The sequence below is a fragment of the Arthrobacter sp. KN11-1C genome, assembly GCF_052180225.1.
In the GTDB taxonomy this organism is placed as follows: Bacteria; Actinomycetota; Actinomycetes; order Actinomycetales; family Micrococcaceae; genus Arthrobacter.
The window spans coordinates 1,941,075-1,953,294 of the sequence record NZ_CP197467.1; the positions used below are offsets into that span (position 1 = coordinate 1,941,075).

The window sequence follows — 12,220 nt, forward strand, 5'->3', positions numbered from 1 at the left end:
AGGGGGTTGCATGAGCAGCGTGTCGCTGTACCTGGACGTCGACGGCGTGGTGAACCCCTTCGGTCCCATGGGCTTCACCGATTGGGGTACTGAATGGAAAATCGCCGACGCCGGGATACTTGACGTCGTTTACGCCTCCGAACTGGTCGATGAGCTCAATGAGCTGGCCGCGCATCCTGCGGCGAGGTTTGTCTGGCTGACCACGTGGCAGCGGCTGGCCCCTGAGTTCCTGTGCCCGGCCATCGGCCTCCACGGTGAGCATTGGCCCGTCCTCAGCAGCGACGGTTGGGACCAGACCGCCGATTGGTGGAAGTTCGACGTTTTGCAGAAGGACGTCCAAGAGTCCGGAGCCGATCGCATCGTGTGGATGGATGATCAGCTGAACCATGAAGCCGAGGCCCGGTCCTGGGCGGAATTCCTCGGCCCCCGTGTGCTTTGGATCTCACCAGACCCGCGGCGGGGCCTGTCACGGCGAGATATCGAGGCTGTCCGGCAATTCCTTGGATGATGCTGGGCCTACGTTTTGCCCTGCCGTCAATGGCACGTAGGATTCTTAGGGTTCCACGCCCGCCATAGTTAATTCCGCCAGTACAGTCAGATGAATGCCTGCTGAACTGTTTTGCGTCAGGCAGGCCCCGGGGAAGTGGAACTGCGCATCGTCGACTCTGCAGATTGGGCACCAGGTGGGAATCACCTTCATGGTCGCGCTTGTCATAGCGCTGGCCTTATTTTTTGACTTCACCAACGGGTTCCACGACACTGCGAACGCCATGGCGACTCCGATTGCCACAGGGGCCATCAAGCCCAGGACGGCTGTCGCCTTGGCCGCGGTGCTCAACCTCGTGGGCGCATTCCTGTCGACCGAGGTGGCAAAGACCATTTCGGGAGGCCTGATCCGCGAGGGCACGGACGGTGTCCACATCACGCCGGAGATCATCTTCGCCGGGCTGATGGGGGCGGTCCTGTGGAACATGTTCACGTGGCTCAAGGGCCTGCCGTCCAGTTCATCGCATGCTCTCTTCGGCGGCCTCATCGGTGCGGCGATCGTCGGCATCGGATTCAACGCCGTCAACTTCGACACCGTGCTCCAGAAGGTCATCCTTCCCGCCGTTTTCTCGCCGCTGCTGGCGGGTGCCGTCGCCTACATATGCACCAAACTGGCCTACGCCCTCACGTCACGCCATGACCCCGAAACCGGCGACAAGCTGACCCAGAAGCGCGGCGGGTTCCGTACCGGCCAGATCTTCACCTCCAGCCTTGTCGCGCTGGCCCACGGCACCAACGACGCGCAAAAGACCATGGGCATCATCACCCTGGTTTTGATCGCCGCCGGAACCCAGCCTGCAGGCAGCGGACCCCAGCTCTGGGTCATCGGGGCCTGCGCACTTGCCATCGCCATCGGAACCTACGCCGGCGGCTGGCGCATCATCCGGACCATGGGGTCCGGACTGACCGACGTCAAGCCGGCCCAGGGCTTCTCCGCGGAAGCCAGCACGGCTTCGGCGATCCTCGCGTCCTCCCACCTCGGCTTCGCGCTGTCCACCACACAGGTGGCCTCCGGCTCGGTCATCGGCTCGGGTCTCGGACGCAAAGGCACCACGGTGCGCTGGGGAACTGTCGGGCGCATCGCCACAGGCTGGCTCTTCACCCTCCCCGCGGCCGCGATCGTGGGCGCCCTGACCGCGTTCCTCATCGGCATCGGCACCGCTGGCGTGGTGATCGCCGCCGTTGTGGGCACCGCCGTCGTTGTCTACATGTTCATCTACTCGAGGAAGTCGCACGTGGGCCACCACAACGCCGTCGAAGTCGAGGAAGCCGGCACCGCCGTCCGCTTCCGCAAGAAGAACGCCAATAAACAAAGTCTGAGCAAAAGCACGAGTGAGGACATCCAGGCATGAAGTGGTTGGATCTGGTTCAGGTAGCCGGCGCGACCCTCGTGGCGGCCGTGGTCCTGGTGGTGCTGTATTCGCTCGGCGTCCGGCTCACCGCCATCGCGGGCGACGCCCGGCAGAAGTCGCCGGCCATGGTCCGGTCCCTTGCGTACGCGTGTTTCGCGGCCTGTGGAATTGCCGTGCTTTTCGGGATCTACCTGATCGTTCCGTACTTCACGAAGTAGCTGGGAACGCCGCTGCCTCATGGGTAGGGTGGTGCCATGGCGGACTTCCAGTACTACGTGGCATCCTCGCTTGACGGGTTCATCGCCACGAATGAAGACGATCTCGGCTGGCTGCTCCAGTTCGAAGAGGCCGAGGGCGTCACCGAGAGCTACGAAGACTTCATGGCGGGCATCGGCTGCATCGTCATGGGCGGCCAGACCTATCGCTGGCTCATGGAGCACGAACCGGGCAAATGGCCCTATCCGGGTGTTCCATGCTGGATCTTCACCCACCGCGAATATGCCGCGCCGCCCGGGGCGGACGTCACCTTCGTGCGCGGCGAGGTCGCGGAATTCGCGCCGGACCTGATTGCCGACGCCGGAGACAAGAACGTGTGGCTGGTCGGCGGCGGAAACCTGGTGGCACAGTTCGCCAAGGCCGGGCTGCTGGACGAGATGATTGTCACCCTCATCCCGGTCGCCTTAGGTACGGGCAAGCGCCTCTTGCCGGTCGAGAGCCCGACGGCGCCGCTCGAGTTGATCTCGTCCCGCACCCTTGGTGCCGCGGCCGTCGAGATGCGCTACCGGTTCCCGGCCCGTGCCGGGTCAGTGGACCCTGTTCTCCCGGATCATGTTGGTGATGCGGGCCGTTGACAGTCGTCGGCCGTGTTCATCGGTCATGACAATTTCATGGGTGGCGAGCGTACCGCCCAAGTGGATGGCCGTGCATGTGCCGGTGACCAGGCCGCTCGCTATGGAGCGATGGTGGGTTGCGCCCACTTCGATTCCCACCGCGTGGCGTCCGGCTCCTGCATGCAGCGCGGCCGCAAAGGAGCCCAAGGTTTCGGCGAGAACCACATGGGCTCCGCCGTGGAGGATGCCGGCAACCTGGGTGTTGCCCTCCACCGGCATCGTGGCCACGGTCCGTTCCGGGCCCAGCTCAAGGAACCTGATGCCCATCTTCGCCACGAGCGACCCCACCCCGTAGCGGGAAAGCCAACCGTGCAACTCCGGCGGAACGCCGGCCGCATTGAGTTCGTCAGTGAACGGGCCCGGCGTGAAATTGTCCATCATGGCAACTAGGCTGGCACCTGTGAGCGAAACAACCAAACCGGACTCAGTTCCAACGGCAACGTCAACGTCAACTGCCACCGCAACGGCGCCAGACCCTTCAACAACCAGTGCGGGCACCGCGGCGGGTGGCCGCCCGAGGCTTCTGGTCCTCGATGGACACTCGATGGCGTTCCGGGCGTTCTATGCCCTGCCGGCTGAGAACTTCGCCACTTCCTCGGGCCAGCACACCAACGCCGTGCATGGCTTCACCTCGATGTTGATCAACCTGATCAAGGACCAGAAGCCCACCCACGTTGCAGTGGCCTTCGACGTCTCGGACGACACCACGTTCCGCAAGGCGGAGTACAGCGAATACAAGGGTGGCCGTAACGAGACGCCGGCCGAATTCCGCGGACAGATCGATCTCATCGACCAAGTCATGGAAGCGTGGGGCATCAAGACCATCAAGATGCCCGGCTACGAGGCTGACGACATCCTCGCCACCCTTGCGGCGCAGGGAGATGCGGCGGGCTTCGAAGTCCTCCTGGTTTCGGGGGACCGTGACGCTTTCCAGCTCATCACGGACAACGTGTTCGTTCTCTACCCGAAACAGGGCGTTTCCAACATTCCGCGCATGGATGCGGCCGCCATCGAAGAGAAGTACTTCGTTCCGCCGTCCCGTTATTCCGATCTTGCCGCTCTGGTGGGGGAGTCCGCAGACAACCTTGCCGGCGTTCCCGGCGTCGGCCCCAAGACCGCAGCCAAGTGGATCAATCTTTATGGCGGCCTCGAAGGGATCCTGGAGAACCTGGATTCCATCGGCGGCAAGGTGGGTGGAGCCCTCCGGGAAAACATCGACGCCGTGAAGCGGAACCGACGCCTCAATCGACTCCTGCACGACCTCCAACTCCCCGTGACACTCGCCGACCTCGAGGAACCGCGCCCGAACCGCCAGGAGGTGGAGACGCTCTTCGACACCCTCGAGTTCAGGACGCTCCGCACCCGGCTGTTCGCACTCTATGGCGACGACACCGCCGGCGCGGCACCGGAAACCATCGATGCGCCCGACTACGCGGTCCTGGAAGACGCAGCCAGCCTGGAGGCCTTTTTCGCGGCGGGCGCGGGGAGCCGTGCCGCCGTCGCCGTGCAGTTGGTTCCGGGGAGGATTGGCGACGACGCCGCTGCCCTCGCCATCGTGCGGTCCAACGGGGCTGCCTTTATCGAGTTGTCGTCCCTGGACGCGGCGGCCGATGCCGTCCTGGCCAAGTGGCTGCGGGATCCCGAAGAGGCCAAGGTCATGCACGAGTTCAAGGACGCCCTGAAGGCCTTGCACCACCGTGGACTTGGCCTGGAGGGCGTGGTGGACGACACCGCCATTTCCGGCTACCTGATTCAACCGGACCGCCGCAGCTACGAGCTCGCTGAGCTCGCCCAGCACCACTTGAGGATCACTGTCGCTGCTGTGGCGGCGCCAACCGGCCAGCTGGAGTTCGAACTGGGCGATGGGCCGGACGGTGCCGCGGCCAGCGCGCTCGTCCAGCAGGCCGCCGTCGTGCACGCGCTGAGCAAGCACTTCGAAAGCGAGCTCGCCGAACGCAAGGCCGAGGCGCTCCTGACCACCCTGGAGCTGCCGGTCGCACGGGTCCTGGCCCAGATGGAACTCTCGGGCATCGCCATCTCCACGGAGCGCCTGAACGAGCAGCTCGCGGACCTCGCCAAGGTCATCGACAACGCCCAGGAGCAGGCATTTGCGGCAATCGGCCACGAGGTCAACCTCGGCTCGCCCAAGCAGCTCCAAACGGTCCTCTTCGAAGAACTCGGCTTGCCCAAAACCAAGAAGATCAAGTCCGGCTACACAACGGACGCCGCCTCGCTGAAGGCCCTCCTCGAGAAGACCGGCCACGAGTTCCTGGTGCAGCTCATGGCCCACCGCGAATCCTCCAAGCTGGCCCAAATGCTGGAGACGCTCAAGAAATCAGTGGCAGAGGACGGCCGCATCCACACCACGTACGCGCAGAACGTCGCGGCCACGGGACGCATTTCCTCCAACAACCCCAACCTTCAGAACATCCCGGTACGCAGTGAGGAAGGCCGGCGCGTGCGCGGGATCTTCGTCGTCAGCGAGGGCTACGAATGCCTGCTGTCGGCCGACTACTCGCAGATCGAAATGCGCATCATGGCCCACCTGTCCGGCGACGAAGGACTCATCGAGGCGTACAAGGAGGGTGAGGACCTCCACCGCTATGTCGGCTCGCACATCTTCAACGTGGCACCGGAAGACGTCACGAGTGCCATGCGCTCCAAGGTCAAAGCCATGTCCTATGGATTGGCGTATGGCTTGACCTCGTTCGGTCTGTCCAAGCAACTGGAAATCTCGGTCGACGAAGCCAGAACCCTCATGAAGGACTACTTCGACCGCTTCGGTGCCGTGCGCGACTATCTGCGCGGCGTCGTGGAGCAGGCCCGGATCGACGGTTACACCGCCACGATCGAGGGCCGCCGTCGCTATCTTCCGGACCTGACCAGCACCGACCGCCAGCACCGTGAGATCGCCGAACGCATTGCACTGAACTCGCCGATCCAGGGTTCGGCGGCGGACCTCATGAAGCGGGCCATGCTCGGCGTTTCGGCCGAGCTGACCAGCCAGGGGCTCAAGTCGCGGATGCTGCTGCAGGTCCATGACGAACTCGTGCTCGAGGTGGCGCACGGCGAACGCGAAGCCGTCGAAAAGCTCGTCACCGAACAAATGGGGACGGCGGCCCAGCTCACGGTGCCGCTCGACGTGCAGGTAGGCGTCGGCTCCAGCTGGTACGACGCCGGGCACTAATAGGCGCGCAAGAGCGTATTGCGGGTCTGCACGGGGCACGCCGCCGATAGGGTGGCGTGCCCCCATGCTGTCTGGCTAGGCTCGGGACGTGGCTGATCCCAAGGAAACAAACGAAAAATACAACGTCAAGCGCTTTCGTTCCGTCGGCAAGGAAAACCCGGACTACGGACAAGCACGCGAGTGGCTCCAGGCCGTCGGCTTCGGATTCCACGACGAGCAGCGAAGCGATGAACTCATCGACAAGATTCTCGCGATGTACCAGACGGACAACCGTGAGCTGACCGGCGTTTACGTCAACGACGAGCCACCGTTGCATGCGCTTCACCCGGGATTTCCGGTAGCGACCTTTGGAACGCTGGAAAACAAGCTGAATGTCGGCTTCGGCCAGGAACTGCGGACCCGCCAGATCACCGCCGTCACCGTCCGCGGGACGCACCGGCGGCACGGCATCCTGCGGGGCATGATGACCGCGGATCTCGCCGATGCCAAGGACGACGGCTTCGCCATGGCCGCCCTGACCGCGTCCGAAGCCTCCATCTACGGCCGCTTCGGCTTCGGCGTCGCAACCTTCGAGCGGAGCATCAAGGTGGACACCGGGCCGAAATTCCGCATCCGGCACGAGCCCGTTGGCCGGGTGGAGATCGCGGATCCAAAGGTCCTCCTCGAGCTCGCACCCGAGGTTTTCGAACAGGTTCACCACCGCACGCCGGGGTCGATCGTGAGGCAGGACTCCTACCGCCATCACGTGTCCGGGGCAATGAAGCGCGACGGTAGCGAAGACAAGGCCATCAAATGCGCGCTCCACTACGCACCGGACGCCACGGTCGACGGCTACGTGTCCTACAAGTTCGCCGGTTGGGACACGAAGCCATACACGGTGGAAATCGTGGACCTCGTCGCCGCGTCAGACTCCGCCTACCTGGAACTGTGGCAATTCCTGGGCAGCCTCGACCTCGTCGAACAGGTTTCCTGGCCTGACGCTCCCGTCGAAGACCCCCTCGCATGGGCGCTTGTGGATGGGCGCTGCGTAACGTCATCCGACTACCGCGACATGTTGTGGCTGCGCGTCCTGGACGTCCCTGCAGCCCTGTCGGCACGGCGCTTCGGGGCCGATGGGCGGTTGGTGCTGGAAGTCAGGGACACGCTGGGTTTTGCCGACGGTACGTGGGAATTGACGTCCGACGGCGGCGTCGTGGCCGTCCGCGAGGCGGGTGGCGGGAGCCAAGACCTGAGCCCGGACCTGAGCATGGATGTCACGGATCTGGGGTCTGTCTTTTTGGGCGCCGTCAGTCCTGTAATCTTGGCTTCGGCAGGCCGGATCCGCGAGCACACGCCCGGAGCAGCTTTGGCTGCCCAGCACATGTTCGCCGTCGAACGTCCGGCCCATTGCCTAACGCACTTCTAGGCACATCTCCGTACGCAGAACCTACCAACAGAAGAGGATTCCATGGGGGAATTCCAGCCGGGGGGAGACTCCGCCGGCCTATCAAGGCTGCCGGGCCGGCGGTCGTTGCTGGCTGCTGCCGCCGGACTCGCCGTAACCGGCCTGGCCGCTTGCGCCCAACAACCGGCAGCCGCACCCGCATCCCGCCCCGCATCGGGTTCAACGCCGGTCGTCGAGGATATAGGCCAGCATCCGGTCGTGCCCGAAACACAGCCCGCGCTGCCGTCGAGATCACAGGTTGTGGCCGAATACTCCAGGCGCAAGCCCGTCGAATGGGGGCTTGACGTCGTCGGTGTGGTGTCGAAGACAGCGTCCGCCCATGCGGTCCTGACGTTTGATGCTTGCGGCGGCCCGAACGGTTCGGAATGCGATCAACGCCTTCTCAAGACCCTGCGTAAGTTCAACGTTCCCGCCACGCTGTTTGTCAACGGTCGGTGGATCAAGGCGAACCCCGGGCTGGCGGCCGATCTCGCGGCCGATCCCTTGTTCGAGCTCGGCAACCACGGCTTCCGGCACCAGCCTCTCTCGGTCAGTGGGCGCTCGGCATACGGCATCCCCGGCACGTCCAACGCCGGCGAGGTTTATGACGAAATCATGGGCAACCAGGAAGTCATGGAGCGGCTCTGCGGCAAGGCACCCCGCTTCTTCAGGGCCGGAACCGCCTACTACGACGACGTCGCGGCAGCGATCACCAATTCCCTCGGACTGGTTCCGGTGAGCTTCACGGTGAATGGCGACGGCGGCGCGACCTTCCCGGCGCCGACGGTCGCGGGCGAGGTGGGAAAAATCGCCGCAGGACGGGGCGCCGGCCACATTGTGATCTCGCATTTCAACCAGCCCGCGAGCGGCACCGCCGAGGGATATGCACGAGCCCTCCCAAGCTTGCTGGACCGTGGCGTGACGTTCGCGCGGCTTGGTGACACGCTGCCGCTTTGACCCTCCTTGAGGCGAACGACTAGAATGAACGGGCGCATACTACGTGCGCGCAATTTACAATCCACAATTCAGGATGACCCGGCGTTTTGCCGTGTCCTGCGGACCGGCGACGGAAAGCGGGCGGTTTGCCTGACCGATACTCTATCCACAACGGAGCCCCTACTACATGACCATCACCTCCACCGAGAAGCCCGGTACCCCCGTAGTCGCGATCAACGACATCGGTACCGCTGAGGACTTCCTCGCAGCTGTCGACGCCACCATCAAGTACTTCAACGACGGAGACCTCGTCGAAGGTATCGTCGTCAAGGTTGACCGCGACGAAGTTCTGCTCGACATCGGTTACAAGACCGAAGGTGTCATCCCTTCCCGTGAGCTTTCCATCAAGCACGATGTTGACCCCGGGGACGTCGTCTCCGTTGGCGATCAGGTCGAAGCCCTGGTGCTCACCAAGGAAGACAAAGAAGGCCGACTGATTCTCTCCAAGAAGCGTGCTCAGTACGAGCGTGCCTGGGGCGACATCGAAAAGGTCAAGGAAGAAGACGGTGTCGTCACCGGTACCGTCATCGAGGTTGTCAAGGGTGGTCTTATCCTCGACATCGGCCTGCGCGGCTTCTTGCCCGCATCCCTCGTCGAGATGCGCCGCGTCCGCGACCTTGCTCCGTACATCGGTCAGCAGATCGAAGCCAAGATCATCGAGCTGGACAAGAACCGCAACAACGTTGTTCTTTCCCGCCGTGCCTGGCTCGAGCAGACCCAGTCCGAGGTTCGCTCCACGTTCCTCAACAAGCTGGAAAAGGGCCAGGTTCGTCCCGGCGTCGTTTCCTCCATCGTCAACTTCGGTGCATTCGTGGACCTTGGCGGCGTAGACGGTCTGGTTCACGTTTCCGAGCTGTCCTGGAAGCACATCGACCACCCGTCCGAGGTTGTCGAGGTCGGCCAGGAAGTCACCGTCGAGGTTCTCGAAGTGGATCTGGACCGCGAGCGCGTGTCCCTGTCCCTCAAGGCTACGCAGGAAGACCCGTGGCAGACCTTCGCCCGCACCCACGCCCTCGGCCAGGTTGTTCCGGGTAAGGTCACCAAGCTGGTTCCGTTCGGTGCATTCGTTCGCGTCGAAGACGGCATCGAAGGCCTCGTGCACATCTCCGAGCTGGCTGTCCGCCACGTTGAGCTTGCAGAGCAGGTCGTCTCCGTTGGCGACGAGCTCTTCGTCAAGGTCATCGACATCGACCTCGAGCGCCGCCGCATCTCCCTCTCCCTCAAGCAGGCTAACGAGGGCGTTGACGCTGACAGCACCGAGTTCGACCCGGCTCTGTACGGCATGGCCGCTGAGTACGACGAAGAGGGCAACTACAAGTACCCTGAGGGCTTCGACCCCGAGTCGAACGAATGGCTCGAGGGCTACGAGACGCAGCGCGCCGCTTGGGAGCAGCAGTACGCTGACGCCCAGGCACGTTGGGAAGCTCACAAGAAGCAGGTTTCCCAGCACGCTGCTGACGACGCCGCTGCTGCCGCTTCCGGCGAGAGCGACTCCGGTACCACCAGCTACTCTTCCGAGCCGGCTGTCACCGAGTCCAACGCGGGCACCCTGGCATCCGACGAGGCCCTCGCAGCTCTGCGCGAGAAGCTGACCGGCAACTGATTGCCCCTGGCCCGGGTTCCCGGGCCGGACCAAAGCGGCTCCTGCGATTCATTCACGAATCGCGGGGGCCGCTTTGTTTAACCCTGCTTCGTGTTGCCTGGACTTCTCAAGACCAGGCCCCACGGGACATGGCCCGCGTTCGCAGCAAGGACTGGACATATACCCACTATGTCCAGTGGTGGAGATCAGGGGAGAGCATGTCCTTCCGCATTGCCCCGGGGCCTCCACGGGACATGCCCATTGGTGGCAGCAAGGACTGGACATATACCCACTATGTCCAGTGGTGGAGATCAGGGGAGGGCATGTCCCTCCAGATGGAAGGTCAACCCTGGACGTTCACCCATTCTGGGCCTTGCCGTGCGGATAACTAACTGATAACGACCTATCAGATATATCCCACCTGTTGTGGGCATGTGGTTGGCTCTTTGGACAAGTCAATGAATCTGAGGGGAAGTCATTGTGCTGAAACATATCAAGACCGGCCTTATGATCGCTTCGCTATCGACCCTGCTGGCCGCAGGGGCGGCTGTTCCGGCCTATGCCGGGACTTCCGAGAAGGCTGTCGAGAACACCTCAAAGCCCTACCTGGGGGAACCGGAGCAGGGGATTCTGGATGAGCTGACGCAGAAGATCGCGTCTGCGGCGATGGACGGGGACGAGACCGCTAAAGACTCTCTCAGCGCGCTAGGCAAGCTCGATAAGGAGCAGAAATCGGAACTCGCTAGGATCCTCCTGGACGAGGGAATCATTCAAGCTTCTCAGCGCCCGGGCAGCGGCGTTGAAATCGTCCGAACCGGCGAATGCACATCACCCATTGCAGGGGTCGGCTCACGAGCCATGCTTCGTTCGACGAATAACGTCACTGCCAACTGTGACGAGGAGTTCAGGTTCGCGGGTATTAGCGTGACGAAGGTTCGCCTGACCGGGACGTACGTTATGGGAAGCGGCGTCGTGTTGAGCACGAACGGTGCAACTGCATATGTTGTGCACTCATACGAGCCCGGATCGAGCATATCCTTTAGTAACTTCAGCCACTACGTTTCTGGCGGACGGGGCTATTTCCAGACCACAGTGACCGTGACCCGGTCCATCTTCGGGTGGAACCACTCCACGAGATCCGCTAATCTCCGACTGGTTACCAACGGCCCCGGAGTAGTCTCGTGCGGATGGGTGTGATCAGACTCATGAACCCCTTGGTTCCAACTTTTCCAGAAGCGGTACTTTCTTTTGCCCCGCTGGCTTTCCTCTTGCTTGCAGCGCTGGCGATGATGACTTTCTACACGATCAAGTTATTCCGAAAGGCAAGGTCCAAGGCGCTCCCGCAGAGTTCACTCAGAAGGACTGCATCGCAGGACAACCACGATCTGAAATAACAGTTTGCCAGTTCAAGAACTCAATGCGGTATGGATCCCACCCACGGGACATGCCCCGCGGTCGCAGCAAGGACTGGACATATACCCACTATGTCCAGTGCTGGAGATCAGCGGAGGGCATGTCCCTTGGGAGGATGCTCAGCCCTGGACGTCGACCCATTCCGTTCCACGCAACTGGAGTCCCGAGGCGCCTGCGGTCATGGATGCAAGCCGCTCTCCGGCGTCGGCGATTGCGTTCGCTTCGTCGGGCAGAGCCACGCGCAGGATCGTCTTCGACGGCCCGTAGCTTGTTTCGGCCATGACGTAGCCCGCGGAGCGCAGATCGTTTTCCAGCTTGCCGGCCGCATGGTGGGGCACCGGGATGTCGCACATCCGCAGGCGGCGTCGCTGAACCAGGGGAGCGGAGTCCAGTGCGGCCGATACTGACTCGGAGTAGGCGCGAACCAGGCCGCCGGCGCCAAGGAGGATCCCGCCGAAATAGCGCACGACGACGACACTCACGTCGCTGAGGTCGGTCACCCCGGGCAGCGTCTCGCGTTTGATGAGCGCCTCGAGCATGGGGATGCCGGCAGTTCCGGAGGGCTCGCCGTCGTCGTTTGAACGCTGGATGGCGCGATCCGGGCCCAGGACGAATGCCGAGCAGTGGTGCCGGGCGTCATGGAATTCCTTGCGCAGTTCGGACGCCAACGCGCGGGCGGCATCCTCGTCGGAGGCGCGGCGCAGCACGGTGATGAAGCGCGAACGCTTGATCTCGAGTTCGTGGCGGAAATCGTCCCCGGGGGCCAACGTTGTGTACGCGGTCGCCCGGCTTTCTTCCTGTTCTGCCACCGACCCAGTCTAGTGTGGAGGG

11 protein-coding genes are annotated in these 12,220 nt (G+C 63.1%); 9 read left to right on the plus strand and 2 right to left on the minus strand.

Annotated elements, in window-relative coordinates; genetic code table 11:
* Positions 1-10 precede the first annotated feature (10 nt).
* From ACSBOX_RS09095 to ACSBOX_RS09110, 4 genes are all read left to right on the plus strand, one after another.
* Positions 11-508, plus strand: coding sequence for an HAD domain-containing protein (locus ACSBOX_RS09095; RefSeq protein ID WP_442545704.1), 498 nt, complete (start codon positions 11-13; stop codon positions 506-508).
* Positions 509-683: 175 nt separating this feature from the next.
* The gene (locus ACSBOX_RS09100) at positions 684-1,898 is read left to right on the plus strand and encodes an anion permease (protein WP_442546002.1); all 1,215 of its coding nucleotides are present in this window, start codon (positions 684-686) and stop codon (positions 1,896-1,898) included.
* Entirely contained in the window at positions 1,895-2,116 is a 222-nt protein-coding gene (locus ACSBOX_RS09105) for a hypothetical protein (RefSeq protein WP_442545705.1), read from the plus strand. Before ACSBOX_RS09100 ends, ACSBOX_RS09105 begins: the two co-directional genes overlap by 4 nt.
* 36 nt (positions 2,117-2,152) lie before the next feature.
* Positions 2,153-2,749: a dihydrofolate reductase family protein gene (locus ACSBOX_RS09110; RefSeq protein ID WP_442545706.1), complete on the plus strand. Its 597-nt coding sequence runs from the start codon at positions 2,153-2,155 to the stop codon at positions 2,747-2,749.
* On the opposite strand, the gene ACSBOX_RS09115 is transcribed toward ACSBOX_RS09110, so the two are convergent.
* Positions 2,702-3,169, minus strand: coding sequence for a hotdog fold thioesterase (locus ACSBOX_RS09115; RefSeq protein WP_442545707.1), 468 nt, complete (start codon positions 3,167-3,169; stop codon positions 2,702-2,704). The two genes, ACSBOX_RS09110 and ACSBOX_RS09115, sit on opposite strands and share 48 nt — an antisense overlap.
* Positions 3,170-3,332: 163 nt before the next feature.
* Here ACSBOX_RS09115 and polA point away from each other — a divergent pair, with 163 nt between their 5' ends.
* The 5 genes from polA to ACSBOX_RS09140 all read left to right on the plus strand — a co-directional run bounded on the left by polA (position 3,333) and on the right by ACSBOX_RS09140 (position 11,173).
* The gene (polA, locus tag ACSBOX_RS09120) at positions 3,333-5,975 is read left to right on the plus strand and encodes a DNA polymerase I (RefSeq protein ID WP_442546003.1); all 2,643 of its coding nucleotides are present in this window, start codon (positions 3,333-3,335) and stop codon (positions 5,973-5,975) included.
* 88 nt (positions 5,976-6,063) lie between these two features.
* The gene (locus ACSBOX_RS09125) at positions 6,064-7,380 is read left to right on the plus strand and encodes a GNAT family N-acetyltransferase (RefSeq protein ID WP_442545708.1); all 1,317 of its coding nucleotides are present in this window, start codon (positions 6,064-6,066) and stop codon (positions 7,378-7,380) included.
* Between the two features lie 42 nt (positions 7,381-7,422).
* Complete coding sequence (locus tag ACSBOX_RS09130) at positions 7,423-8,355, plus strand: polysaccharide deacetylase family protein (protein ID WP_442545709.1); 933 nt, start codon at positions 7,423-7,425, stop codon at positions 8,353-8,355.
* Between the two features lie 166 nt (positions 8,356-8,521).
* Complete coding sequence (gene rpsA, locus ACSBOX_RS09135) at positions 8,522-9,997, plus strand: 30S ribosomal protein S1 (RefSeq protein ID WP_078108781.1); 1,476 nt, start codon at positions 8,522-8,524, stop codon at positions 9,995-9,997.
* A gap of 459 nt (positions 9,998-10,456) precedes the next feature.
* Positions 10,457-11,173 carry a hypothetical protein gene (locus ACSBOX_RS09140; RefSeq protein WP_442545710.1) on the plus strand — a complete coding sequence of 239 codons (717 nt, stop codon included), beginning with the start codon at positions 10,457-10,459 and terminating at the stop codon, positions 11,171-11,173.
* Between the two features lie 335 nt (positions 11,174-11,508).
* Here the strand turns inward: ACSBOX_RS09140 and ACSBOX_RS09145 are convergent, their stop codons facing one another.
* Positions 11,509-12,198, minus strand: coding sequence for an IMPACT family protein (locus tag ACSBOX_RS09145; protein WP_442545711.1), 690 nt, complete (start codon positions 12,196-12,198; stop codon positions 11,509-11,511).
* Between the last annotated feature and the right edge of the window lie 22 nt (positions 12,199-12,220).